The sequence below is a fragment of the Flavobacterium arabinosi genome (assembly GCF_048158725.1).
In the GTDB taxonomy this organism is placed as follows: Bacteria; Bacteroidota; Bacteroidia; order Flavobacteriales; family Flavobacteriaceae; genus Flavobacterium; species Flavobacterium arabinosi.
In genome coordinates this window covers 34,229-59,055 of the sequence record NZ_JBLNKX010000004.1, presented here as the reverse complement: position 1 = coordinate 59,055, position 24,827 = coordinate 34,229, and the positions used below count along the sequence as shown (strand labels likewise).

Here is a 24,827-nt window from a genome sequence, read left to right as displayed (position 1 = left end):
GTCAGCATATTCAAAAATTAATTTAGGTCATTTTGTTACCGCTATACATTTCCTTTGAAAAATATTCGGCATCTTCATCAGTTATAAATAGAACTAATGCAGCTTCTTTAGGGCAATATGTTGATATACCTGTAGGTAATTATACAGGAGTTCCTAATATCGATATTTCATTATTTGATGTAAAATCTGGGAAAATAGAATTGCCAATAAGCAAGTTTAGTTGGTTTAGGTTGGGCATTAAATGCAGGAGGAGTAATTACAAGACAGGTAAGAGGCTTTGATGATTTTCTATTTAATGGATACATTAATAGACCAGTTCCCCCATCGACTGAAGCTAATTTGCGTGATTGCTCAGGAAATAATTTTCCAATATATATGAATACATATTATTCTTATTTGGATTCTGATAATTTAGCAACTAGAATTGACGGTGAGCCCGATATATTTTATGGGATGATATTATTATAGTAGAAAAGGTAGTGTTGTTAAAAATTGGGATATCATCAATTCAGCACTCATAAAGGTTATGATTTTGAAATAATTGGGTTTTGCTGAAAACTAGATATAAAAAAACACCCTGAAAAAGAGTGTTTTTAAAAATGGTTGCACGTAAGTTGCACCAAATATCCGTTAAGCCTAGTAAACAGGCTTTAAAAGTGACCTTGCCGGGACAATTTTCGAACCTTTTTTTAGCTGATTTGATAAAATTGAGTAGAACGTACTATTGAATTAGGAATGTTAGGTTTGTAATTATTATGATTTGAATATCTAAAACATATAGAATGAATATATTTCGGAGACTCTAATGAGAACTTAATAATGATTTCGGTTTTTACGTAATCTCTGTATAAATAGGTTATATCTGGCAAGGAATAGCAACTTGAAAAGCGTTTCATCTGTCAGACATCCTTCAGAGTGCAATTTTTACGGACTGAGCATACTTGAATTGTACACTACTTTGGGCTTTTGCCTGAGGTTTCATCCATCTTTTTCGGACAATACTAATTCGACGATGAATATAAAAATCCGAATTAAGATTGGTTCAAGTGTCTTTAATACTACACTTTCGAACAATGCTACTGCAACAGAATTTAAAGCAATGCTGCCGATGACAATTAACATGAGCGATTTGAATAGAAATGAAAAGTTTTATGATTTCGCCAATGCTTTAACAACCAATGCATCTAATTCTTCTACTATACAAACAGGAGATTTAATGCTCTATGGAAATAGAACATTAGTGCTTTTTTTACAAAACATTTTCTACCTCATATAGTTATACTAGGTTGGGTCGCATTGATGATACAAAAAGATTAACTGAGGCACTGGGTAATGGAAATGTTAGTATAACTTTTGAACTACAATAGAAAATAATATAAGAATATTAGATTTTTTTAAAGAATTATGATTCATAAGCTTCAAATCTTGAAGTAAAAGTTTAGAATTTTGTCTTATGAGATTTGAAACTTGGCAATTAATAATAATGGTTCGTGCTGTCCGTATTAACGAATTGAAGTTTCATTTTCCAATTGCTTTTTTCCCCATTCATGTACATGCTCTATAAGCGCTATTAATTCCAGACTTGTGTCACTAAGTGAATATTCTACTTTTGATGGAACCTTGTGATACATTTTCCGGATGATTAATTTATCATCTTCCGGTTCTCTTAGGGATTTGGTGAGCATTTTAGTTGTAATACATGGCAGCATCCAAGCCATTTCCATTCTTTAGGTTTGATTATCTTAATTAATAGTTTGAATTCAATAATTTTCTATACATCAGTTGGATTAATTTTATAAATTAAAACTTATTCTAAGCTATTTATACTTAATTTTGAGTAAACGATAAATTAATTTAAAAATGATTAAATTAAATGTAAACAATAAATCTTATGATTGTGATATTAGTAATGACATGCCGCTGCTTTGGGCTTTACGTGATATTCTTCAATTAACAGGTACAAAATATGGGTGTGGTGTGGCGCAATGTGGTGCCTGTGTTGTGCATCTTGATGGAGAAGCTGTGCGTTCTTGTGTTACGAAAGTCAGCCGAGCTGAAGGTAAAAAGATTACTACAATCGAAGGATTATCCTTAAATAATGACCACCCTTTACAACAGGCATGGCAGAATATAGACGTTCCGCAGTGTGGTTATTGTCATTCAGGACAAATAATGTCGGCAGCAGTACTACTTCGAGAAAATAAGAACCCTACAGATGAAGATATAGATAACGCAATGTCAGGTAATATTTGCCGTTGTGGGACGTATCCTAGAATTCGAAAAGCGATACACATAGCGGCCGAAATACAACGCAATTCTGAAAACAAATCCTAGTAGATAATAAAGATTATAAATTCATACAACTTTTGAATAATTCACTATGATGAAAAATTGGTTTTCACAAAAGATGACAAATATTGTTAGAAATAGAGCTGTAAAAATTGCTGCTTTGTTCTTAATGCTGATTTCAATAGTCGCATTTAGTTTTAGTAAAAGATACTATTCGAATGATGCATACACAACTATTGCAAAATCAATTGTAAAGAAGGATAGTTTAGTCTCTGTAAAAGCTTTTGAGAAAGTTTATTCTGTGCTTATGAGTCCAAGGTGTGTCAATTGCCATCCGATAGGAGATATTCCGCTTCAGGGTGATGACAGTCATATTCATAAGATGTTTCCTAAAAGAGGAGTAGACGGTAAGGGGCTTTATGCCATGAAGTGCGCTAATTGTCATCAGCTAGAGAATACATCTGGACCACATGCGCCTCCAGGAAACCCAGACTGGCATTTGCCTCCAGCTAATATGAAAATGATTTTTGAGGGAAGATCTGCTCATGCTCTTGCCAAGCAGCTTGTAGATCGAAAACAAAATGGGAATAAAAGTATGAAGCAACTTCTAGCTCACGCTGATGATGGACTAGTACTCTCGGGATGGAAACCAGCAGAAGGACATTCAGAGCCTCCACTGAGTCACAGCGAATTTAAGAAAGCTTGGATTACCTGGATTAAAAACGGTGCCTATGCACCAGCTAAATAACAATGAAAGTTACACTCAAATACTGAAAAAATCATGTCAGAATCAAATATACTTCCAAATGTGTCACGAAGAGGTTTTCTTAAATTAGCTGGTATAGGAGGAACCGCCTTCTATCTAGGTATTTTTAGTAGTGAAGGTGCTTCAGCAAGGATAGTAAATCCAGAATTTGCTGCACTCAATAAAGTAGAGTTGAATGCTTGGATCATTATTGAGGAAAGTGGAAAAGTAACTTTGGTAGATCATCGTGCAGAGATGGGACAAGGTTCCTATCACTCAGTACCTCAGATTATTGCAGAAGAACTTGAAGTTGATTTAAAAGATATTAATGTAATATTTGCTCAGGGAAGTAAAAAATATGGTGGTCAGATAACCGGAGGTAGCTCTACAATACGAGGTTCTTATAAAAATCTTTTGAAGCTTAGTGCCACTGCCAGAGAAATGCTAATAACTGCAGCAGCTGATGTTTGGTCTGTTTCGGCGACGGAATGTTTTGCGCAATCAGGTCACATCATTCATAAACAATCAGGAAAGAGTTTACATTATGGAGAGCTGGCTGAGAAAGCATCTAAACTGCCTACTCCTAAAGATGTAAAACTAAAAAAGCGTTCAGACTATAAGCTTATTGGTAAAGGTATTCGCCGTATTGATACAAAGTTAAAAACCAATGGATCAGCCATATTTGGTCTTGATAAAAGGATTGATGGGATGCTTTTTGCAGCGGTGGAACGTAATCCAAGACTAAGAGGAAAATTAGTCAGTTATGATGATTCACAAACTTTAAAGATTGCGGGTGTTAAAAAAGTATTTAAGATACAAATGCAAGTTCATAACACTTTGAGAGATGGGATTGCTGTTGTAGCAGATAACAGCTGGGCTGCTTTACAAGGTAAAAAAGCACTTAGAGTTGTTTGGGATGATAGCGGATTTGAACATTTAAGTTCTCCAGAAATAGCTAAACGAAAGTTAGAATTACTGCAAAAAGAAGAAGGACTGATTTTTAAAAAAGAAGGCGATCCTAATAAAATTATTGGTTCAGCTGTAAAAAAAATAGATGTAGTTTATGAGACGCCTTACCAATCGCATTATGCAATGGAACCTGTAAATTGCATAGCGCATTATCAAGGGAATAAAATTGAAATCTGGGGTCCTTTACAGGCACCAGATTGGATGCAAGAAAGTGTAAGCAAAAGTTTCGGATTGCCTTTAGAGTCAGTAATAGTGAATATGACCTTTTTAGGTGGTGGATTTGGAAGAAAAGCATTTACAGACTTTTGTCATGAAGCCGTTGTAATATCAAAAGAGATAAATGGGCCAGTGCAGGTAGTTTGGTCAAGAGAGGATGATGCAACGCAGGGACCTTTTAGACCAGGAATTTCTTATAGAGGTGAAGGGGTAATAGAAAATGGTGAAATTGCTGCAATTAAATTCCGAATGGCAGGGCAAAACATCGATCACTGGATGTCTGAAAAAAGAGGAAAACCTAACGGAAGTACTACAGAAGGTTTTTTAGCTCCTTATTTTGAATCGATTAAAAATATAAGTTTTTCTGATATTCCGTTTGAAACACCTATACCAGTACTTTGGTGGAGGTCTGTTTACGCATCTACTAATGGTTTTGCTTATGAGAGTTTTATGGATGAAATGGCTCAAGAAGCAGGAAAAGATCCGTTAGATTTTAGAAGAAAATATTTAAAAGAAGAGCGCCTTCAAAAACTTATTGATAAGTTAGAAGAAGTTTCAGGATGGAAGTCTAGAAAGAAAAATGAAGGTTTTGGAGTAGCCATAACAGAATGTTTTGACAGCACAGTTGGGCAGATTGTAAAAGTTTCTGCAAAGCAAGGCGGCGGTATAAAAATAGATAAGGTATGGGCAGTAATGGATTGTGGTTGGTATGTAAACCCAGATATTATTCAAGCCCAAATAGAAGGTTCCATAATTATGGGACTCGGAGCATCAGTATTTCATGAGATGACCTTTACCGATGGGATGGCAGATAAAAAGAATTTTTACGAATACAACATGCCACGTATATATGATATGCCTGAAATGGAAGTACATATAATTGAAAATGATGCCGACGCGGGAGGAGTAGGTGAGCCTGCTTTGCCTCCTTTTGCACCAGCACTGACCAATGCAATTTTTGATTTGACAGGAAAAAGAATTAGAAAACTTCCTTTTAATTTGGATGAAGTATAGTTCAATTATTATAAAATATTCTTTACAGAATTGTGTTTTATTATAGGAAATCGGTTTGTACATGAAAGAAATCAAAGATATACTTAGAGCCTATTTTTTAGCTACCAAAGCAGGAAAAAAAACTGCTCTTGCAACTGTAGTAAAGGTTGAAGGTTCTTCATACAGACAACCTGGAGCACGAATGCTTGTAAGTGAAGATGGCGAATTAACGGGTGCTATTAGTGGAGGTTGCCTTGAAGGTGATGCCTTGCGAAAAGCATTACTTGCCATCAATCAGCAACAAAATAAGCTTATAACCTATGACACCAGTAATGAGGATGATATTGAATTTGGTGTGCAACTTGGTTGTAATGGTATAGTGCATATTCTTTTTGAATATATAGATTCTGCTAAAAATAATAACCCCATAGAACTTTTACAGCAGTTAGAAAAAGAAAGAAAAGATGCCGTTATTATAACACTGTTTTCTCATAATAGAAATTCACTTCAACCTGGTACCGTTTTGTTTGACAGAGCTAGTGCAATATTAAAGGCAAATAATCCTTACGCGATATTATCATCCTACAGTAAGGAAGTATTAGAAAATAAGACTTCAATAATAAAAAAAGTTGAATTTAAAAATACTTCTTATGAAGCATTGATAGATTATATTGCTCCACCAATATCTCTAGTAATATGCGGAGCTGGAAATGATGTAAAACCACTTGTAGAAATGACTTCACTTTTAGGATGGGAAACTATTGTGGTCGACGGTCGTGCAACTCATGCTACAGCTATAAGGTTTCCAAAGGCTACTGCTGTTTCTATTGCAAAACCAGAAGAAGTGTTAAACAACGTATCTGTAGATGATAGAAAATTCTTTGTATTGATAACCCATAACTACAAATATGATTTGGCTATGCTTAAATTTTTAATACTAACAGATTGTGTCTATATAGGAATTCTTGGACCTAAAACAAAGCTTAATCGTATGCTTGACGACTTAAAAGACAATGGTATTGTGCTAACGGAAAAACAACTTAATCGTATTTACGGACCTGTTGGGTTGGATATTGGCGCAGAAACATCTGAAGAAATTGCACTTTCTATAGTATCAGAAATTAAAGCAGTCATAAGTGGTAAAGAGGGGTTATCATTAAAATATAAAAAAGAAAAAATACACCCAGTAACAATGGTGGTTTAAAAGAGTAAATATGATTCAGGATGCCTTTCGTCATGTGCACGATTATTTTCGAATATCGCTTAGTATAGAAAACCAAAGCAAGATAACTATTGGATGATAATATGGAAAAAGTTTTTGGCATAATAATTCTGGCAGCTGGTAATTCTTCGAGATTAGGAAAACCTAAGCAATTATTACAATATAATGGTGATACTTTGCTGCGGAAAACACTACTGCAGGCAAATTTGTTACACAATACTTTTGTACTAGTTGTGACAGGTGCTTATAAAGTAGTTATAGAGAAAGATCTTAATTTACTTGAGGTTCAAGTTGTTCATAATCTGAATTGGGAAATGGGTATGGCTTCATCAATTTCAATTGGACTAGATAGATTATGTATGCTGAAACCAAATTTAAATTTTTGCATTTTTACCGTATGTGATCAGCCCTATGTCACGGCGGGAGTCTTTGAGGATTTGATTGAGCAGCACAATAAAACAGGAAAGGGTATTGTGGCCTCGGAATATGCAGATACATTAGGTACGCCAGTATTATTTAGCAGTCGCTATTTTGATGAACTTTTAAACCTTAAAGGCAATGAAGGAGCTAAAAAAATGCTTCAGTACTATAAAGAAGATGTTGCATCTGTAATTTTCGAAAAAGGAGCTGTAGATATCGATACTTTAGACGATTATTATAACCTTATTGATCAAATATCATAGCTTTAAATAAGTGTTATTTGGATAATCGAAGCTTTATTTACCAGTAGCTTATGAATAGCAGGCGGAAAAGCAAATCTTATTTTTACAAGACCTAGCTCATTAACAATTATCCTGTCTTAAGATTGCAACAAGTTTTGTTACTTTTTCAATGACAATATTGATTTCTTCCTTTGTTGTAAATTTACCCAAGCTAAAACGTATTGAGCTCAAAGCATCAGTTTCAGACAACCCTAGTTCTTTTAAAACGTATGATGATTTATTTGTTACAGAAGAACAAGCAGAACCGCTCGAAACAGCAATGTTTTGCAAACCAATTATCAGTCTTTCAGAATTTGCTCCAGGAAAACAAATATTGGTTGTGTTATATAATCTATCTTCAATACTTCCATTTACAAAAGTATTTTCAATTTTTAAAAGTTCATTCTCTAGAAGGTTTCTTAAAACAGTAATTTGAATTCTATTGCCGTCCATTTCTAATGATGCTATTTCGCAGGCTTTTCCCAGTCCTACAATTCCTGGGACATTGAGCGTGCCGCTACGCATTTTACGTTCTTGTCCGCCACCGTGTATCTGAGAGTCTAATTTTATTTTGGCTGCTTCCGAAACATACAATGCACCAATTCCTTTTGGACCATAAAATTTATGCGCAGAAATAGGCATCATATCAATGCCTAATTCAGAAACATTAATAGGTAATTTACCAACGGCCTGTGTTGCGTCAGTCATGAATATTACACCTTTAGACTTAGCAAGTTTACCTATTTTTTTTAATGGTTGTAAGACACCAGTTTCATTATTGGCTAGCATAATACAAATTACTAATGTATCAATTCTTATTGCTGCTTCTAGCATATCTAAATTTATGCGGCCATCTTTATTTATATTTAGATAAGTAACATCAAAACCACAACTTTCCATAAAACTGCAGGTTTCTAATACAGCCTTATGCTCGGTTACCACTGTAATTATGTGCTTTTTCTTATGATGTATTAATCCTTTAAAGGCTAAATTTATCGCTTCTGTAGCACCAGAAGTAAAAGTAATTTCTTTCGGTTTTGCATTGATTAAATCTGCAACTTGATCTCTGGAAAAATCAACTATTTCACCTACGGATAAACCGAACAGGTGTTCACTTGAAGCATTAGCATAATTCTCTGTAAAATAAGGCAGCATAGTTTGTAAGACACGATTGTCAAGTTGAGTCGTAGCATTATTATCAAGATATATTATAGATTCTTTCATTGTCATTGTTAGTTAAACTTTTTGTAGTCAAAACGCAGAGGTAAAGTTAAGCTTCATTCTTTTAATTAATTTATTAAATTTAGCAGTAATTGTTTTTATTATTTATAATTTCATTTTGTTATAAATGGAATTATATGCTTCAATGATTTTGGAATCTTATAGGAGTAATACAAATGCAGCTAAAGATGAAAAAGGGGAATTATTGACACAGATTAATAATTATGAAAAGAGATTGTCTATTGCCAAGGAACTTCTTGTAACCTCATAGATCGATGCAGACGATTATCAAAAGATGAAAATGGAGTATGATAAATTTTTAAACCGTTTAAAAATCTAGCTAAACAATATCTCAGATGACAAACAAAGTATTGAAGGCCTATTAAATATGGTGATCAAGAGATTAACACAACTTAATTTTGCTTATACAAATACTAATTTATCTGAGGGAAGAGAGATAATTTGTTTAAATTATCCCGAAAATTTCACTTTTCGAAATAACCATTTATAAACCGCTCGAGTCAATGAAATTGCCAGTCATATTTATTTGATTAACATAAATTAAATAGCAAAAAAAAACGGGACAAAAGAAGATTTTTCTTCCTTGTCCCTTAGAGTGACCACGGTGGGATTTGAACCCACACGCCCTTGCGAGCACCAGCCCCTCAAGCTGGCAAGTCTACCGTTTCTCCACGTGGCCTTAAAAAAGAAAAGGTCAAGTAATAAATTACTCGACCTTTAGTGACCCGACTGGGGCTCGAACCCAGGACCCCATCATTAAAAGTGATGTGCTCTACCAACTGAGCTATCGAGTCAATGCTTCAAGAAAATTATGTGTTGATCACAAATTTGTGACCCGACTGGGGCTCGAACCCAGGACCCCATCATTAAAAGTGATGTGCTCTACCAACTGAGCTATCGAGTCAAATTCTTTCCTTGAATGCGGGTGCAAATATAAGGACTTATTTTGGAGTTTTCCAAGCAATTTTATTATAAATTTGTCTTTTTTTAACAAAATTACTCAACACCTTAATTTGTAAGGTTTTATTCAGATGAAAAAAATTATATTATTAGGTTATATGGGTTGTGGTAAGTCCACAATTGCAAATAAGCTGTCAAAAAATATCGAAATTCCTTTTGTGGATTTGGATAAAAAGATTGAAGAGAAAGTAAATTTGTCCATTAATGACATTTTTGAAAAACACGGTGAAATTTATTTTAGAAAACTAGAACACGAGGTTTTCATCGAATTATTGAATTCCCCCGACAGCTTAATTATAGGTTTGGGGGGAGGGACACCTTGTTATGCAAATAATCATGAGTTGTTAAAAGGTGATAATGTGGTGTCTGTTTATCTCAAAGCATCAATAGAGACTTTATTTAATAGATTAGCTCATAATAAAAGTAAACGTCCTCTTATTGCTGATAAAAGTGATGAAGAGATGAAAGAGTTTATTGCAAAACATCTCTTCGACAGAAGTTTCTATTACAACCATGCGCAGCATAAGGTGATTGTTGATGATAAGACAATCGACCAGACGGTTATGGATATAGTTACTATTCTAGCTTAAATAGGCGTAATTGTCTCCGTTTTCATCAAAAACAACTTGTACGTGTTCCAGTAGGGAAGTGGATAATGATATTCCTTTAAAATCGGCTTTTACAGGATACTTCTTGTGGTTTCTGTCTACAAGGACTGCTGTCTTGAACTTTTTTAAAGGAACGTCAATAAAATGCCTTACTGCATAGATCAATGTCGTGCCAGAGTTCAGTACATCATCAACAAGGACTAAGCCTTTATTTGCGTACTGTTCTTTTGATAAGGAGGTGTGAATTGGTAATTCGGGATTTTGCTTGTTGATTTGCACTTCGCAAAGCGAAACTTTAAGAGGAGAAATTATTTCCAGTGCTACCGCTATTTTTTTTGCAAAAGTAAAACCGTTAGTCGCAATTCCCGCAATAACAATTTCTTCTTCATCTACAAAGGTTTCGTAGATTTGGTATGCAATTCTTTTTATTTTATGCTCAATTTCCTGATTTGTTAAGATGATATTTTTGCTCATTATTTTAGTTTAAAAGTTTAAGGTTTAGAGATATATGTTTTAGATTAGAGAACCGTTTTTTTAATCTACATTGTCATCATCTTTAATCTCATTTCCAAATTCATCAATATCTCTTCTGTCTTTTTTGGTAGGTCTTCCAGTTCCATTTTTTCGATAATGCTCTTTCGATAATTTTAAAAGTTCTAAATGTTGATAGGCTTCTGCCGGGGTATCATTTCTTCTATAAATATCGACCAATTTAGCCCCGACACGATTTTCAGGAATGTCTAAAACGGTGATGATTTGGGTGATTTGGTCCTTCCTAAATGTGATTTTATCAGTAGGAAAAACCTCCTTTGAAGGCTTGGCAACCTGGCCATTTACGGTAACATGATTTTTTTTGCAAGCCTCAGTTACCATGTTTCTCGTTTTATAGTATCGGACGCACCATAAATATTTGTCTATTCTCATAAATTTTCTAAAATCGGAGTTAAATAGTTTACAAAAATAAATCAATATTGTATCTTGCGCACTTAAAAATTAGCTATAATGAACAAATTTAAGTATTATTTTATTTTATTAATTACAACAATCTCTTTATTTTCATGTTCGAAGAATGATACCGCTACAATTGAGCCACTTAGAGATTATGCAGTACAATATGCCGCTGATAATACTGATATTGAAGATTATTTAAAAACAAGTTATATAACCGTTATAGATCATCCTGGATTTGCAGACGATCAAGATGTAACCATTACTACGATACCGACTGGAGGAACTCAAAAATCAATTTGGTCTTATAAAGATCAAGCTACTTTTCCTAAACTTTTGAGCAGAGATGTAAGTCTTCATGATATTACCTATAAATTGTATTATTTAGTGCTTAGAGAAGGAGTAGGGACATCACCTTGTAATGTAGATGCAGTGTTAGCGTCATATAAAGGAGAATATTTATCTCGTACAACTGTATCAGGGGTTACAACTATATCCACAACGCCATTTGAAGAAGTTAAGTATCCTCAATCTTTTTTTAGTTTATTAAGTACCATCACGGGATGGGGAGAAATATTTCCACAATTCAAAACGGGAACCTATACCTCTAATGCTGACGGAACAGTAACTCATAACGGTTTTGGCGCAGGTGTAATGTTCATTCCTTCGGGATTAGCGTATTATGCTTCAGGAAGCGGAATTATTCCTTCTTATGCTCCTCTAGTCTTTAATTTCAAATTGTATGAAATGAATAGATTAGACCAGGATGCAGATGGTATTCCCTCTTACCAAGAGGACTTAAATGGAGATGGTTACATGCGTATATTGGCAACAGGAGTTGATAATCCTGATGATACAGATAAAGATGGGGTTCCTAATTTTTTAGATGTAGATGATGATGGAGATAATTATACTACTAAATTAGAAATTAAAAATCCAGCTACTGGATTGTCTTTTCCATTTGCAGATATTCCAAGTTGTAGTGGTAACACTACTGATCCTGCAAGAATCAAAAAGCATTTAGATAAAGCGTGTCAATAATAAAACCGACACTAAATGAGAAATCCCATTCGTCAGAATGGGATTTTTTTTATGTTCAGAAATAAAGTAAATTATTTTCTTTTAATAACTCTTTCTACAGCTTCAACAATCGCTTGGTTGTTCAATTTGTATTTATCCATTAGTTGCGCTGGTGTTCCAGATTCTCCAAAACTGTCATTCACTGCAACAAACTCTTGTGGAGCTGGACTGTTTAATGCTAATACTCTAGAAACACTTTCGCCAAGACCACCAAGAATATTATGCTCTTCAGCAGTAACGATACATTTTGTTTTTGCCAATGATTTCAAAATTGCTTCTTCATCTAATGGTTTAATCGTATGAATGTTGATTACTTCAGCCGAAATACCTTTTGCTTCCAATGCTTCAGCAGCTATAAGTGCTTCCCAAACTAAATGTCCGGTAGCGATAATGGTTACATCTGTACCTTCGTTTAAAACAATTGCTTTTCCAATTACAAAAGGTTCGTCAGATGGCATAAAGTTAGGGACAACCGGACGACCAAAACGTAAATAAACTGGACCATGGTAATCTGCAATTGCTAATGTAGCTGCTTTAGTTTGATTGTAATCACAAGTATTGATCACAGTCATTCCCGGTAACATTTTCATTAATCCTATGTCTTCAAGGATTTGGTGTGTTGCACCATCTTCACCTAAAGTTAATCCGGCATGTGAAGCACAAATTTTTACGTTTTTCTCAGAATAAGCAACGGATTGACGAATTTGATCGTAAACTCTTCCTGTAGAAAAGTTAGCGAAAGTTCCTGTGAAAGGAATTTTTCCTCCAATGGTTAAACCAGCTGCAATTCCGATCATGTTTGCTTCGGCAATTCCAATTTGGAAAAAACGCTCTGGATGATTTTTCTTGAAATCGTCAAATTTTAATGAACCAATTAAATCGGCACAAAGTGCCACAACATTTTCATTGGTTTGACCTAATTCGGTCATTCCCGCTCCAAAACCTGAACGCGTATCTTTACTTCCTGTATTTGTATATTTTTTCATTATTCTTTTTAATTGAAAGATTAAAAAATTGAAAAGATTAAAAAATTCTGCAATCAGAAATTGTTAATCTTCAATCTTAATTCTAATAGTCAGTTTCGTCTTCTGAATAGTTTTGACCTAAAGCATTTTCCAGTTGTGCATCATTTGGCGCTTTACCATGCCAAGCATGACTGTACATCATAAAATCTACACCATTACCCATTTCAGTATGCAACAATACACAAACTGGTTTTCCTTTTCCAGTTCTTGATTTAGCATCTGTCATTCCTGCTAAAATAGCTTCGATGTCGTTTCCTTTTTCAATTTCCAAAACATCCCAATCAAAAGCTTCAAACTTAGCACGGATACTTCCCATACATAAAACTTCGTCCGTAGTACCGTCAATTTGTTTTCCGTTAAGGTCGATTGTTGCAATAAGATTGTCTACTTTTTTTGCAGAAGCATACATAATTGCTTCCCAGTTTTGACCTTCTTGTAATTCACCATCACCATGAAGCGTGTAAACAATATGGTTGTCACCATTTAATTTTTTTGCTTGTGCAGCACCAATCGCTACAGATAATCCTTGTCCAAGAGAACCAGATGCAATACGTACTCCAGGTAAACCGTCATGAGTAGTTGGGTGTCCTTGTAATCTTGAATTGATTAAACGGAAAGTTGCTAGTTCTGATACTGGAAAATAACCGCTTCTCGCTAAAACGCTATAGAATACTGGAGATATATGTCCGTTTGAAAGGAAGAAAAGATCTTCTCCAATTCCGTCCATATCAAATCCTTCTTTACGTTCCATCAAATTTTGGTAAAGGGTTACAAGAAATTCAGTACAACCTAGAGAACCTCCCGGGTGACCTGAGTTTACAGCGTGAACCATTCGAAGAATATCTCTTCTGACTTGGATAGTTAAATCGTTTAATTGTTGTGTGTTAGGCTTCATTTTGTGTGTAAAAGTTAAACTGCTGCAAATGTAATTTTTATTTAGGGTTACCGCAAAGGTTTTTTTGAATATTTAATGTACAATAGATTACGGTTTGTGATAATCTGAATTACTAATTTAGATGATAATAATCCATAAAAAAAGCCCGCATTTGCAGGCTTTATATTAAATAGAGAAACGGTAAGAAATTACTGTTCTCCAATGAAATTACATTCTAAGTATTTGTAATTGAATCAGCTCTATAAGCTTCTCTATTGATAGCAGATAAAGCAATTCCAGTTAAGGCAGCGTCAGTTCTTTTCTCTTCATGAAGATTCATAGCCAATAATTCCGCCGCTTTATTTTCACCTAACGTTTTTGCAAAAGCATGTAAAGTGCCATAGGTTGCAATTTCGTAATGTTTTACTTTTTGATCTGCTGCAATAAGCCCAGCATCACGTACCATACCAATATCGGTTTCTCTGATAAGACCATTGGTCTCTTTTAATATACCTTGCATGGCATCGCATTTTTTTGCTGTTGGTGCAATACCAGTTACTTCAAATATTTTTTCCAGACGGGAAACGTGTTCTTGTGTCTCACTTAACTGGTTTTTTAATGAGTTAACTAATTCTGGCGATGAAGCATTTTTTACCATTTTTGGTAACGTTTTGGTCAATACTTTTTCAGCCCAATAAATGTCTTTCAATCCAACTTCAAATAAATCTCTCAATCCATGTGCTGCGTTTGATTTTGCTTGAACAGCTCCTTTAAAAGGTTCGTTTTTACTACTTTCAGGTCTCATAATAGTTGTTTTTTAAAGATTAATTGTTGCAAGTACTATTAAATTTGTTGCCTGTATCTTACAAACTGATTACTTGCTTTTTTAATACTATAAAATTAAACAAACTATCATCGAATCAATTGTTAATTAACTAATTGTAAATACGAATAGTATGATTTTTTCCAAAATTTAACGTACTGTTTCGGCTGGTTCTTTACTGTTTATGCTTTTAATTTAGTGATTAATTTTATTTTGAAGACTACTCCAACTGCCGCCATTGTAGACTTTTGTTACACAAGGGATTCTTTATTTTGTCTGCTTCTGTTTTTAAAATATTTTATGGTTTCAAGAACGATAAGGATAGCAATCGCTCCTAAAATAGAAGGCATAAAATGATTGTAATTGGTAACTTCAAAATTAAAAGTCTGACGTAACGACGGAATCGAAATAATCAGCAGCAACATTATGATGGCGGTTAAGAGGATGGGGATTGTAACCGGATTTCTTTCGGTTATTACGGAGATAATATTTCTTGTTTTTGAAATATTGGTCAAAATGATAAAAATATTTCCAAGCAGTAGTGCCGAAAAAACAATAGCTCTTACTTCTCCTTCGGGATATTCTTGGAATTTGGAAAATAAATAAACCGAAAAAACCATAGCCAACAATAAAAAGCCTTGCATGACACTCAGTATAATCTTTCTTCCACCAAAAAACTGTTCGTTTGGATCTCTGGGAGGACGCTGCATGATTTCTTTTTCTTCTTGCTCTGATTCGAATGCAATGGAACAAACGGGATCATTTATCAATTCCATAAAAACAATATGCAGCGGCATTAATAATAATGGAATCGAAGTATTGAATGCGGGTAAAAGGGTAAGCCCGATTATAGGAATATGAATGGAGAGAACATACGACATTGCTTTTTGCAGATTATCAAAAATCCTTCTTCCGGAACGTATAGCCGAAACAATGGATGCAAAATTATCATCTAATAAAACGAGCGAAGAAGCTTCTCTGGCCACATCGGTTCCTTTATTTCCCATGGCAATACCAATATTGGCTGCTTTCAGGGCTGGTGCATCATTGACTCCGTCGCCCGTCATTGCCACGATTTCGTTATTGGCTTTTAAAGCCTGAACAATCCTCAGTTTTTGTTCAGGAACTACGCGGGCAAAAACATTGGTTTTAGTTATTCTTAATTTCAGTTCTTCATCACTCATTGCGGTTAACTCCTCTCCAGTAATAATTCCTTTATTGGCATCAAGACCTATGGATGAAGCAATACTTTTTGCAGTAGCGGGAAAATCGCCGGTTATCATAATCACTTGTATACCGGCTTCATGGCATTCTTTTATGGCTTGCGGGACTTCTGGACGGATGGGATCTTCTAAACCAATAAGTCCAAGAAAACTAAAGTCAAATTCATGTTGCGAATCTGGGAGTTGTTCCTTATGATGTGCAGCATTTGCAACAGCAATAACCCGATATCCTTGTTCGGCCATTTGTTGTACGGCTGAAAAATGTTTCATCGTTTCCTTTTCCTTCATTTTGCAAAGCTTGAAAATAGCTTCCGGGGCACCTTTGGCAGAAACGGATATGGAATTTTCAGTAACATTTTCAGTAACACGAGTCATAGCAAGTAATTCTCTGCTCAATGGATATTCTTTTAGGAGTTTATGGTCCGATTTTTTTTGCGAAATTATTTCTTCATGTGTTTTGTAAATGGCTTGTTCCATTGGATCAATCGCATCTTTTCGAGAGGCATAATGCGCAGCAACAACCAAATTGGAAATCTGATTTTGTTTTTCATGGAAAATGCTTTTCAGTACGATTTCTTGACCATCATAAATAGTGGCAATTTCCATTTTATTTTGGGTAATGGTTCCCGTTTTATCAGTGCATAAAACAGTTGCCGAACCCAATGTTTCAATTGCTGAAGGTTTTCTGGTCAGCACATTTTTTTTAGATAATCGCCAGGCACCCAAAGCCAGAAATACGGTAAGGATAACAGGAAATTCCTCTGGTAAAATGGACATCGCAGCGGCAAGCCCATTCAGTAGTGCTTGAATGAAATTCCCTCTTGTAAAATAAAAGGTTGCAATGATACCAATGCTGATAAAAATACCGATAAGAAATAGATTCCGAATCAATACTTTCATTTCTTTTTGCAATCGGGTTTCATCTTCCTCAATACTTTGCAAAGAGATTCCAATTTTTCCAAACTGTGTTTTTGTTCCGGTTGCAAAAACCTTTGCAAATCCTTTTCCTTGAACAACAAGCGTTCCGCTGAAAACTAATCCATGTGAATTCGAGGTATCGATTTCTACGCTTTTCGTTACTGCGACTGATTCGCCGGTAAGCAATGATTCATCAACGGTAAGATTTATGGTGTCGAGTACTTTTGCATCAGCGGCAATCCGATCACCTTCATTTAATACAATTATATCATCAGGAACCACTTCGCGTCCGGGAATCCGGATTTCTTTTCCATCCCGAATCACCAAAGCGCGTGGCGAGGAAAGTTTCTTGAGTGCTTCTAATGCTTTTTCAGTTTTCTGATATTGATAAAAAGTGATGAAAATAATAACAAAAATGGCAGAAAGTAAAATAATGCCTTCTCTGTAATCACCCAATAAAATATAAAGTACGCCACAGCTAATCAATAAAATGAACATGGGTTCTTTGACGACTTCCAAAGCAATGCGCCAAATAGATTTTGGTTTTGTTGATGGCAATTCATTAAAGCCAAAAACTTTTAATTTTTTCTGAGCTTCCGCTGTATTTAATCCTTCAATCATGATGAGTAGAATTAGGAATTACTGCAAAAAATGAAACTTAAAAGGACGGAAGGGCCATCAATTACACAATAGTAGTGATTGTAACAAATTTGTATCTCCCAAAATAAAGGATTAATTAATTGACATTAATATACTTTGAGAATGCTCCGTTAGGGTAGTCGTGAATCTTTTTTGGGGGATATAACCATTTTTTTATTTTTTAGTGATATTTCCTTTCAGCATTATTTTATACTTTCCGCAAGCTTGTCAAAAGATTCGTTCCAGCTGGCACTAGTTAAATCGGTCATTTTTCGTGATGGAATCCCTTGATGAGTAAGTGTCATTCTAGTTTTGTTGTCATGTTCTTCAAATGAAACTGTTACAAATAATTCTAAAGGGAAACCTTCCATACCATAATGTGTCGCCGAAACGACATTCCCTTTCTCATCTGCAAATGAATCCGTGCAAACAATTCGCTCCATAGGGACAATTTCGACGTAAGTTCCAGTGCTCCAAAATTCCTTACCCTCAGAAGATCGCATGCAATTAAGATATTTACCTCCAACTTTAAAATCTATTTCACACACTGGGCAAGTAAAATTTTTTGGCCCCCACCATTTCTTACAACTTTCAGGATCTGTCCAAGCTGTCCAAACAAGCTCTCGTGATGCATCAAATTCTCTTACGATTACGAGTTTTTGTTTGTTGGATTCAGTGGTTGCTGTTGATTGATTCTTTGTTTCCATTTTTATAATTTTTAATTGTTGTGTATATAAAACATAAAGTTAAATAAAATGTATTCAATTGTTTGTTAATTAAATGTTTATGTGTTGTTTTAGAATTATAAAAAATGAGAACTGTATTTTAAAGGGTGTAATTTGATAGTCTGTATGGATAATCAGTTTCCAAAATGATGAAAATGAAAGACTATGTGATGATGGAAAACGGGACAAAATGTGTTAAAAAAGAAAATAGAAAAAAGAGTACTACTGTAATAAATGTAAATAAAGAATCTAGTGGTTAAAAATTTACTTCAAAATGGTGAAAAAAAATTAAAATCAGCAGCTTCTTAATTTAAACTAAGAAAAAAAAATAGTATAATGTACTGTAAATCAGTATTTTTTGTTAAATTTAATATCTTATTAACTAAAAAACCTTAAATATGAAAAAATTTTTCTCAATTGTATTGCTGATTGCTACTTGCATCACTTTCGCACAAAAAAAGACTAATGGGACTATTTATGTAGAGCATCCCGCAATTGCTGCAGTAGAAGCCATGACGCAAGCATATGTCAATGGTGATGCTGACAAAGTAGCGAGCTTTTTAGCAGATGATTTTAAATCATATAATGGTACCAGTTCTAATAAAGATGATAAAGGGAGTGACAAAGCTTCTTTTTTGAATGAAGTAAAGTTTTGGAAAGACAATGTTGATTATTTAAGTGTCAAAAGATCTCCAGGTGCTTATCCAGATGCTTTAGAATATAAAGAGGATAATAATAAAGATGTAGTCTGGGTTCAAACTTGGGAAGATTTAAAAGGTGTACATGGCAAAACAGGAGTAAAAATAGATATGCCTTTGCATCGGTTGTTTGTAGTTGATAAAAGCAATAAAATTAAAACAATTATCAAGTATTCAAATAACAGCATTTTTGATGAAATTGGCAGTAGTTTTAATGATAGAGAAAATGGTGTTATCTACAATCATCATGAAAATATTAATATTGTCAGAAAAATGATTTATGCTTTTGAAAATAAAGACTTTGACAAAGCCTATAGTTTTTATGATGAAAAAGCCACTTTTATGGACATCAATTCACCGGTAGGGAAAAGCATAACCTTAGTGGAACAAAAAGCAAACGATCAAAAGCTTTTTGATAAATTTGACCTAACGAGTATTGATATGGTTGGGTATCCGGACTATTTGCATTATGAAATGGGAGATGCAATGGTGGTACAATCGTGGTGGAATTTTAGATTAACGAGAAAATCTGATAAAAAGAAAATTGTTTTACCAATATTTTTCATTGATAATTTTAATGATAAAGGTAAAATAACTTCTGAGATGGCGTATTACAGCGAAAAAATGATGGAATAATGAAATGAATTTTTAAGTATAATGTCCTAAAATAAGTTGCGTTTGGTGCCAACTTGTTTTAGGACGTTTTCATATATTCTAATTTTGTCACAAACTTGCATTTTCTACTCCTTCTTTTTTAAGCCCATACTTTTCGACAGCAATTACGATTGCAATTCCCGCAATATAAGTTAGCAAATCGATCCAAGAGAATGAAGTCCCGATAACAGTTCTGGCAATTTTTGATTTTTCTAAATGTAGCTTTTCGACAATATTTAAAAATTGAAGAAATTCTATGGTGAAAGAGAAAATCAATACAAATAGCGCAACAGTTAAAACGGGCAATTTGAGAAAAGATTTCAAAAAGCAATAGATTAAAATAACAACCAAAACATCACCGAGATAGGGTCTCACAAAGCTATCATTGACGAAAATCGCTATTAAAACCTCAATGAAAAAAAATAAAATTGTAAAACCAAAATAATTTTTGTTGAATGTTAACATAGTGTTGATTTAGGTTGTGTCTAACGTCCAAAGCCTGGCGAGGTTTGGGATTAAATTAAGCCCATTCTTCGGATTTGCCACCCGAGCGATAGCGAATAGACGAAGTAAATCATTCCAAATACAAAACCAATTTCTCATTAAGCCAAAATGCCCAAATCCGTTGTAGCATCTATGTAAAAGCATAACTTAGAGTTACTAAAAACGAAGATTATGCAATTACAAGACGCCTTAAGAAAACCAAAGATATTCATTGGTTTAGATATTCACAAAAAAAGCTGGACAGTTTCCATTCAAACTGATTTGTTCTTTCACAGAACGTACTCGATGCCTTCTGTTGCCGAGGATTTATTTCAATATGTGGAGCAAACATTTCCTAATCACGAAGTGGATTTAGTTTACGAAGCAGGTTGCTGCGGGTTTTCCTCAGCCCGCTATTTTTTAAACTTAGGTTGGTCTGTTTTGGTTGTCAATCCATCCGATGTTAAGACAGGAGACAAGGAGCGGTATCAAAAAACAGACGCCTTAGATTCCAGAAATCTGTCTAATCAATTAAAGTCAGGTGTTCTCAGGGGAGTTTATATACCTACTGAAGAACACGAGCAGTTTACGACTTTGGCTCGTCATAGAACCCAAGTCACCAAGAAACTCCGACAAAGCAAATCGCATATCAAAAGTATGTTATTATTTCATGGCATTGCAATACCTCAAGAGTTTGATAATTCAAATTGGAGCAAAGATTTTATTGTATGGCTGGAAAATATAAAATTCAGCACCAGCTGCGGAGAATTGGCTTTGCAGGGCAAAATACGGATGTACAAATTTATTAGGTCAGAGTATTTGGAAATTGCGAATCAAATGCGTGCTCATTGCAGAAAGACCCATAAGAAAGATTATAATCTATTGAGGAGTATTCCAGGAATTGGCGGTTATCTGGCAAGTGTAATTCTGGCCGAATGTGGTGATTTGCGCCGATTCAATAATGAGGGACAATTTAGCTCTTACATCGGATTGGTGCCAGGGATTTATAATAGCGGCTCATCGGAAAAGTGTTTAGGAATAACCCCCAGAAGCCGTTCACAATTACGGAGTTATTTAGTGGAAGCAGCCTGGATTGCCATTAGAAAAGATACCGAAATGCAAAACTATTACCGCAAACATCAAGGCAAGAACGTAAAGAGTGTCATTATTAAAATAGCCCATAAATTGGCACGAAGAATACTCTCGGTAATTAAAACGGAAACGCCCTATCAAATCAATAAAAATTTAGTGTTAGAAAAATAAAAACAATCTTCTTAAAAAGCTCAACCATACCAAAAAATAGACTGCAAAACAGCTATGGCGGTTCTATAAAAAGAAGCCGCATTTTGTAGCAGGCAGCTATTTTGTATTCTTACAATCAAACCGATGCTGGTGGCTGCACAAAACAGACCACATATAGGAGTATGAGTTTTAAGAATTTAAAAAGAATGACTATGAACTAAAAGAGATCAAAATTCCTGGCATTATTGAAAAAGTTAGAATAACTTTTTCAATCCAAGCCTTCGGCGGACAAAAAGTTGTTTCCAACTTTTTTAACAAGCCGTTGGAACGGAATTTTTATACTCGAAAAATAACCAACATATAACCCTCTCAAAAGTTGTGAATAACTTTACGATGCTTTACATAGGAGTAGCTGTTGTACACAGTTTACATTTTAATTATCAATATTCCCCAAATAGCATTAAATACAAGTAATAATCCATTTAAGGTAATTAGATGTTTAATCTTAGCTTTAGTTATTAATGAAATAGAAATTGTCATTACAATAATTGAAAATACGCCAGTTGGTATGATCATGAATTGATTTTGAATTGCCATAGGAATAATTCCAATAAGTAAATATAGTGACACGATTATATACTTTTTAAATTCTGTAATTTTGTTAATAATCGAAGCCAAACTAAGTCCGCTCATAATAAATAAGATTGAACTGACCAAAGTAAAAAATTCAGACAAACCTTTTGAACTTGGATGAGAATCAATCATTACGTTATAAATCTGTAGATAACTTAATGTTGAAACCAAAATGGTTATAAAAGCAATTATGTTTGAAATAGTTTTGTTCATCAGTTATTCCATAAATTGTGTACAACTTGTATATAGTGATGACTGAGTCATCATAATACACCCAATTTTGGGTAGATATGTATGACAAACGTCAGTGTTTATTTAAAATCAAATATATAATAATTATCTTATAAATCATCAAAATGGCTCTTAATTAGTTGAATGCTTTATGTACTTACGTGGGCATATATCTCAGTGGTTTTGCTGGAAAACACATGATTTAAAATTTGAAACTAAGCCACAAAAAAAGCCTGCACGAGGCAGGCATTTAGGTTAAACTGAAAACAGTAAATGATTACAGGTTCCTAATCAAAATTACTTTTAATATTTTATATTTAAATCTGCTCTGAAGCATTAAAATTGATGTTGGATTGAGCAATTTCGTTCAAAGCGGCATCCGCTTTTTTCTGTTCGTTCAGTGTCATAGCGAGCAAATTTGCGGCTTTGTTTTCACCAAGATTTTCTGCAAATGAATGCAGCGCATCATAGGTCGCAATTTCATATTTTTTCAACTTTTGTCCAGCGGCAATAATTCCGGCATCACGCATGGCACCCGTTTCGGCTTGTGCTATTATGCCTTTGCTCTCTTCTATCAATCCTTCTATAGCTTCACTTTTTTTTGCAACTGCTTTAATGCCCTTTGATTCAAATATTTCCTCCAAACGGGAAACATGTTGTTTCGTTTCATTTAAATGATTTTGCAGGGTGTTGGCTAATTGTGGTGATGAAGCATTTTCAACCATATGCGGTAAAGTTTCAATTAATGCTTTTTCTGCTGAGTAAATGTCGTTCAACCCAACTTCAAATAAGTCTTTTAAATCATATGCTGCTTCTGATTTTGCTGCCGCAGCTCCTTCAGCTTGCGGATTTTTATATGTAGTTCCCATGACGGTTGTTTTTTTGAGTGGTATAAAATCGTGCTTAATATCCTATAAATAATACTTTTATTTTTGTTGTATTTCAAAATTCATACACTCCGGTTTATATAGTGTAAAGTTAGTTAAATTGTTGATTAAGCGGATGTTAATTAACTAATCATAAATACGAATAGTATGATTTTTTCTAAAAATTTAGATTGCGATTGCGTAACTATTTTGAGGTTTTTAGTGCAATTTACGCTACCGGGAATCGAGTAAGATTAACAGGTAACTGCCAATGGATGCCAGATATTTTATCTGCGTGAGGGATTACTTCACTTTTTCGATGTTTTTCATTGGAGTTCAGTGAACTTCGTTTGCCCGATCTTGTTGCTGTAAAAAATAGGATTTAGTTCTGCAACAAGATCACGCCCTAATTCTTAATTTTCTAAGGCTGATTTGCTTCAAAAAGTGCTTTGTAAAACCTTGCTAAATGGGAATTCCCAAATCTTAATTAAATTTTTAAATTATGTAATTATCTAATTTTCTTCCGAAAAAGTATTTAAATTTTGGTTGTCAGGAACCCCCTTTTTCATTTCATTAGAAGAAAAATATTTTTTTGATGGGGGTTTCAAATTAACCTATCTTTGCCGTCCCGAACGGTCGGGAGAAAAACGTGTTTATGAAGTTTGATTTATTAAAAAAAGATCCGCAGTCCAAAGCCAGAGCGGGAAGTATTACCACTGATCACGGTGTGATTGAAACCCCAATTTTTATGCCTGTAGGAACCGTTGGTTCTGTAAAAGGCGTGCATCAACGCGAATTGAAAGACGATATAAACCCGGATATTATCTTGGGGAATACTTACCATTTATACCTGCGACCACAAACCGAAATCCTCGAGAAAGCGGGTGGTTTGCATAAATTCATGAACTGGGACCGCAATATTTTGACGGATTCCGGGGGCTACCAAGTGTATTCGCTTTCGGCCAATAGAAAAATTAAGGAAGAAGGGGTGAAGTTCAAATCGCATATTGACGGTTCGTACCACTTTTTTACTCCGGAGAATGTGATGGAAATTCAGCGTACCATAGGAGCCGATATTATCATGGCTTTTGATGAGTGTACGCCGTATCCATGTGATTATAATTACGCAAAACGTTCGATGAAAATGACGCACCGCTGGTTAGACCGTTGCATCAATCATTTAGACACACAGCCTTTTAAATATGGTTATGAACAAACGTTTTTTCCAATTGTTCAAGGAAGTTGTTATAAAGATTTACGCCAACAATCGGCAGAATATATTGCGAATTCGAATCAACAAGGAAATGCGATTGGTGGACTTTCAGTAGGGGAACCTGCAGAGGAAATGTATGCGATGACCGAAATAGTTTGTGAAATCCTGCCCGAAGATAAACCTCGTTACCTGATGGGCGTGGGAACTCCGATAAATATTCTGGAAAATATTGCCCTTGGAATTGACATGTTCGACTGCGTGATGCCTACGCGTAACGCCAGAAATGGAATGTTGTTTACGGCTAACGGTTCGATAAATATCAAAAATAAAAAGTGGGAAGACGACTTTTCGCCTATTGACGAAATGGGAATTACGTACGTGGATACTGAATATACGAAAGCATATTTGCGTCACCTTTTTGCTGCCAATGAATACCTGGGAAAACAAATTGCCACAATCCATAATCTTGGATTTTACATGTGGTTGGTTCGTGAGGCTAGAAAACATATCTTAGCGGGCGATTTCAGACCTTGGAAAGAAATGATGGTGAAGAATATGAATCAAAGACTTTAAAAAAGTTTAATCGTTAATTCGGTTAAACGATTAA

24 protein-coding genes and 3 tRNA genes are annotated in these 24,827 nt (G+C 34.6%); 12 read left to right on the top strand and 15 right to left on the bottom strand.

Annotated elements, in window-relative coordinates; translation table 11 throughout:
* Positions 1–1,012 precede the first annotated feature (1,012 nt).
* A complete protein-coding gene (locus ACM55K_RS09410) occupies positions 1,013–1,276 on the top strand; it encodes a cyclophilin-like fold protein (protein WP_416849985.1) in 264 nt (87 codons plus the stop codon).
* A 10-nt stretch (positions 1,277–1,286) separates the two neighbouring features.
* Positions 1,287–1,367: a hypothetical protein gene (locus ACM55K_RS09405; RefSeq protein ID WP_416850272.1), complete on the top strand. Its 81-nt coding sequence runs from the start codon at positions 1,287–1,289 to the stop codon at positions 1,365–1,367.
* 135 nt (positions 1,368–1,502) lie between these two features.
* Here ACM55K_RS09405 and ACM55K_RS09400 read toward each other — a convergent pair whose 3' ends face one another.
* Positions 1,503–1,724 (bottom strand): winged helix-turn-helix transcriptional regulator, encoded by a 222-nt coding sequence (locus ACM55K_RS09400; protein WP_416849984.1) that lies wholly within the window; start codon positions 1,722–1,724, stop codon positions 1,503–1,505.
* Between the two features lie 136 nt (positions 1,725–1,860).
* On the opposite strand from ACM55K_RS09400, the gene ACM55K_RS09395 reads away from it, so the two are divergent.
* The 5 genes from ACM55K_RS09395 (at position 1,861) to ACM55K_RS09375 (ending at position 7,117) form a co-directional block, all read left to right on the top strand.
* Complete coding sequence (locus tag ACM55K_RS09395; RefSeq protein ID WP_416849983.1) at positions 1,861–2,334, top strand: (2Fe-2S)-binding protein; 474 nt, start codon at positions 1,861–1,863, stop codon at positions 2,332–2,334.
* A gap of 262 nt (positions 2,335–2,596) precedes the next feature.
* Positions 2,597–3,037, top strand: coding sequence for a c-type cytochrome (locus ACM55K_RS09390; protein WP_416849982.1), 441 nt, complete (start codon positions 2,597–2,599; stop codon positions 3,035–3,037).
* A 33-nt stretch (positions 3,038–3,070) separates the two neighbouring features.
* Positions 3,071–5,233: a xanthine dehydrogenase family protein molybdopterin-binding subunit gene (locus ACM55K_RS09385; protein ID WP_416849981.1), complete on the top strand. Its 2,163-nt coding sequence runs from the start codon at positions 3,071–3,073 to the stop codon at positions 5,231–5,233.
* Positions 5,234–5,294: 61 nt separating this feature from the next.
* Positions 5,295–6,416, top strand: a complete 1,122-nt coding sequence (locus ACM55K_RS09380) for an XdhC family protein (RefSeq protein WP_416849980.1) — start codon at positions 5,295–5,297, stop codon at positions 6,414–6,416.
* Positions 6,417–6,517: 101 nt separating this feature from the next.
* The gene (locus tag ACM55K_RS09375) at positions 6,518–7,117 is read left to right on the top strand and encodes a nucleotidyltransferase family protein (RefSeq protein WP_416849979.1); all 600 of its coding nucleotides are present in this window, start codon (positions 6,518–6,520) and stop codon (positions 7,115–7,117) included.
* Positions 7,118–7,216: 99 nt separating this feature from the next.
* On the opposite strand, the gene ACM55K_RS09370 is transcribed toward ACM55K_RS09375, so the two are convergent.
* From ACM55K_RS09370 to ACM55K_RS09355, 4 genes are all read right to left on the bottom strand, one after another.
* Positions 7,217–8,359 (bottom strand): cysteine desulfurase family protein, encoded by a 1,143-nt coding sequence (locus ACM55K_RS09370; protein ID WP_416849978.1) that lies wholly within the window; start codon positions 8,357–8,359, stop codon positions 7,217–7,219.
* 614 nt (positions 8,360–8,973) lie between these two features.
* Positions 8,974–9,056, bottom strand: a tRNA-Leu gene (locus ACM55K_RS09365).
* Positions 9,057–9,098: 42 nt separating this feature from the next.
* Positions 9,099–9,171 (bottom strand) — tRNA-Lys (locus tag ACM55K_RS09360).
* 37 nt (positions 9,172–9,208) lie between these two features.
* Positions 9,209–9,281 (bottom strand) — tRNA-Lys (locus ACM55K_RS09355).
* Between the two features lie 127 nt (positions 9,282–9,408).
* On the opposite strand from ACM55K_RS09355, the gene ACM55K_RS09350 reads away from it, so the two are divergent.
* Positions 9,409–9,927, top strand: a complete 519-nt coding sequence (locus tag ACM55K_RS09350; protein ID WP_416849977.1) for a shikimate kinase — start codon at positions 9,409–9,411, stop codon at positions 9,925–9,927.
* Here the strand turns inward: ACM55K_RS09350 and ACM55K_RS09345 are convergent.
* Positions 9,919–10,419 (bottom strand): phosphoribosyltransferase family protein, encoded by a 501-nt coding sequence (locus tag ACM55K_RS09345; RefSeq protein ID WP_416849976.1) that lies wholly within the window; start codon positions 10,417–10,419, stop codon positions 9,919–9,921. The genes ACM55K_RS09350 and ACM55K_RS09345 overlap by 9 nt on opposite strands.
* 60 nt (positions 10,420–10,479) lie before the next feature.
* Positions 10,480–10,869, bottom strand: a complete 390-nt coding sequence (locus ACM55K_RS09340) for an RNA-binding S4 domain-containing protein (RefSeq protein ID WP_416849975.1) — start codon at positions 10,867–10,869, stop codon at positions 10,480–10,482.
* A gap of 78 nt (positions 10,870–10,947) precedes the next feature.
* Between ACM55K_RS09340 and ACM55K_RS09335 the strand changes: the two genes are divergently transcribed.
* On the top strand, positions 10,948–11,934 hold the full coding sequence (locus tag ACM55K_RS09335) for an FKBP-type peptidyl-prolyl cis-trans isomerase (RefSeq protein WP_416849974.1): 987 nt from the start codon (positions 10,948–10,950) through the stop codon (positions 11,932–11,934).
* Positions 11,935–12,005: 71 nt separating this feature from the next.
* Here ACM55K_RS09335 and ACM55K_RS09330 read toward each other — a convergent pair whose 3' ends face one another.
* From ACM55K_RS09330 to ACM55K_RS09310, 5 genes are all read right to left on the bottom strand, one after another.
* The gene (locus ACM55K_RS09330) at positions 12,006–12,959 is read right to left on the bottom strand and encodes a transketolase family protein (RefSeq protein WP_416849973.1); all 954 of its coding nucleotides are present in this window, start codon (positions 12,957–12,959) and stop codon (positions 12,006–12,008) included.
* An 82-nt stretch (positions 12,960–13,041) separates the two neighbouring features.
* Positions 13,042–13,893, bottom strand: a complete 852-nt coding sequence (locus ACM55K_RS09325; RefSeq protein ID WP_416849972.1) for a transketolase — start codon at positions 13,891–13,893, stop codon at positions 13,042–13,044.
* A 214-nt stretch (positions 13,894–14,107) separates the two neighbouring features.
* Positions 14,108–14,677 (bottom strand): YciE/YciF ferroxidase family protein, encoded by a 570-nt coding sequence (locus ACM55K_RS09320; protein ID WP_416849971.1) that lies wholly within the window; start codon positions 14,675–14,677, stop codon positions 14,108–14,110.
* 269 nt (positions 14,678–14,946) lie between these two features.
* Complete coding sequence (locus tag ACM55K_RS09315; RefSeq protein ID WP_416849970.1) at positions 14,947–17,457, bottom strand: cation-translocating P-type ATPase; 2,511 nt, start codon at positions 17,455–17,457, stop codon at positions 14,947–14,949.
* A gap of 221 nt (positions 17,458–17,678) precedes the next feature.
* Positions 17,679–18,182 carry an SRPBCC family protein gene (locus tag ACM55K_RS09310; protein WP_416849969.1) on the bottom strand — a complete coding sequence of 168 codons (504 nt, stop codon included), beginning with the start codon at positions 18,180–18,182 and terminating at the stop codon, positions 17,679–17,681.
* Between the two features lie 416 nt (positions 18,183–18,598).
* Here ACM55K_RS09310 and ACM55K_RS09305 point away from each other — a divergent pair, with 416 nt between their 5' ends.
* Positions 18,599–19,534 carry a nuclear transport factor 2-like protein gene (locus ACM55K_RS09305; protein WP_416849968.1) on the top strand — a complete coding sequence of 312 codons (936 nt, stop codon included), beginning with the start codon at positions 18,599–18,601 and terminating at the stop codon, positions 19,532–19,534.
* Positions 19,535–19,621: 87 nt separating this feature from the next.
* On the opposite strand, the gene ACM55K_RS09300 is transcribed toward ACM55K_RS09305, so the two are convergent.
* Positions 19,622–20,017, bottom strand: a complete 396-nt coding sequence (locus ACM55K_RS09300; RefSeq protein WP_416849967.1) for a ribosomal maturation YjgA family protein — start codon at positions 20,015–20,017, stop codon at positions 19,622–19,624.
* 210 nt (positions 20,018–20,227) lie between these two features.
* Between ACM55K_RS09300 and ACM55K_RS09295 the strand changes: the two genes are divergently transcribed.
* Positions 20,228–21,298 carry an IS110 family RNA-guided transposase gene (locus ACM55K_RS09295; RefSeq protein ID WP_416849966.1) on the top strand — a complete coding sequence of 357 codons (1,071 nt, stop codon included), beginning with the start codon at positions 20,228–20,230 and terminating at the stop codon, positions 21,296–21,298.
* Between the two features lie 405 nt (positions 21,299–21,703).
* Here ACM55K_RS09295 and ACM55K_RS09290 read toward each other — a convergent pair whose 3' ends face one another.
* A complete protein-coding gene (locus tag ACM55K_RS09290) occupies positions 21,704–21,970 on the bottom strand; it encodes a hypothetical protein (RefSeq protein ID WP_416849965.1) in 267 nt (88 codons plus the stop codon).
* Between the two features lie 488 nt (positions 21,971–22,458).
* A complete protein-coding gene (locus tag ACM55K_RS09285; protein ID WP_416849964.1) occupies positions 22,459–23,010 on the bottom strand; it encodes a YciE/YciF ferroxidase family protein in 552 nt (183 codons plus the stop codon).
* Between the two features lie 652 nt (positions 23,011–23,662).
* Between ACM55K_RS09285 and tgt the strand changes: the two genes are divergently transcribed.
* Complete coding sequence (gene tgt, locus ACM55K_RS09280) at positions 23,663–24,793, top strand: tRNA guanosine(34) transglycosylase Tgt (protein ID WP_416849963.1); 1,131 nt, start codon at positions 23,663–23,665, stop codon at positions 24,791–24,793.
* The last annotated feature ends 34 nt before the right edge of the window (positions 24,794–24,827 follow it).

Coding starts and splice junctions, on each gene's coding strand:
- ACM55K_RS09310 (WP_416849969.1), bottom strand. CDS start 18,182: ATGGAAACAAAGAATCAATCAACAGCAACCACTGAATCCAACAAACAA.
- ACM55K_RS09300 (WP_416849967.1), bottom strand. CDS start 20,017: ATGTTAACATTCAACAAAAATTATTTTGGTTTTACAATTTTATTTTTT.
- ACM55K_RS09285 (WP_416849964.1), bottom strand. CDS start 23,010: ATGGGAACTACATATAAAAATCCGCAAGCTGAAGGAGCTGCGGCAGCA.
- ACM55K_RS09375 (WP_416849979.1), top strand. CDS start 6,518: ATGGAAAAAGTTTTTGGCATAATAATTCTGGCAGCTGGTAATTCTTCG.
- ACM55K_RS09395 (WP_416849983.1), top strand. CDS start 1,861: ATGATTAAATTAAATGTAAACAATAAATCTTATGATTGTGATATTAGT.
- ACM55K_RS09325 (WP_416849972.1), bottom strand. CDS start 13,893: ATGAAGCCTAACACACAACAATTAAACGATTTAACTATCCAAGTCAGA.
- tgt (WP_416849963.1), top strand. CDS start 23,663: ATGAAGTTTGATTTATTAAAAAAAGATCCGCAGTCCAAAGCCAGAGCG.
- ACM55K_RS09315 (WP_416849970.1), bottom strand. CDS start 17,457: ATGATTGAAGGATTAAATACAGCGGAAGCTCAGAAAAAATTAAAAGTT.
- ACM55K_RS09380 (WP_416849980.1), top strand. CDS start 5,295: ATGAAAGAAATCAAAGATATACTTAGAGCCTATTTTTTAGCTACCAAA.
- ACM55K_RS09330 (WP_416849973.1), bottom strand. CDS start 12,959: ATGAAAAAATATACAAATACAGGAAGTAAAGATACGCGTTCAGGTTTT.
- ACM55K_RS09410 (WP_416849985.1), top strand. CDS start 1,013: ATGAATATAAAAATCCGAATTAAGATTGGTTCAAGTGTCTTTAATACT.
- ACM55K_RS09370 (WP_416849978.1), bottom strand. CDS start 8,359: ATGAAAGAATCTATAATATATCTTGATAATAATGCTACGACTCAACTT.
- ACM55K_RS09345 (WP_416849976.1), bottom strand. CDS start 10,419: ATGAGCAAAAATATCATCTTAACAAATCAGGAAATTGAGCATAAAATA.
- ACM55K_RS09390 (WP_416849982.1), top strand. CDS start 2,597: ATGAGTCCAAGGTGTGTCAATTGCCATCCGATAGGAGATATTCCGCTT.
- ACM55K_RS09295 (WP_416849966.1), top strand. CDS start 20,228: ATGCAATTACAAGACGCCTTAAGAAAACCAAAGATATTCATTGGTTTA.
- ACM55K_RS09320 (WP_416849971.1), bottom strand. CDS start 14,677: ATGAGACCTGAAAGTAGTAAAAACGAACCTTTTAAAGGAGCTGTTCAA.
- ACM55K_RS09290 (WP_416849965.1), bottom strand. CDS start 21,970: ATGAGCGGACTTAGTTTGGCTTCGATTATTAACAAAATTACAGAATTT.
- ACM55K_RS09400 (WP_416849984.1), bottom strand. CDS start 1,724: ATGGAAATGGCTTGGATGCTGCCATGTATTACAACTAAAATGCTCACC.
- ACM55K_RS09385 (WP_416849981.1), top strand. CDS start 3,071: ATGTCAGAATCAAATATACTTCCAAATGTGTCACGAAGAGGTTTTCTT.
- ACM55K_RS09340 (WP_416849975.1), bottom strand. CDS start 10,869: ATGAGAATAGACAAATATTTATGGTGCGTCCGATACTATAAAACGAGA.
- ACM55K_RS09350 (WP_416849977.1), top strand. CDS start 9,409: ATGAAAAAAATTATATTATTAGGTTATATGGGTTGTGGTAAGTCCACA.
- ACM55K_RS09305 (WP_416849968.1), top strand. CDS start 18,599: ATGAAAAAATTTTTCTCAATTGTATTGCTGATTGCTACTTGCATCACT.
- ACM55K_RS09335 (WP_416849974.1), top strand. CDS start 10,948: ATGAACAAATTTAAGTATTATTTTATTTTATTAATTACAACAATCTCT.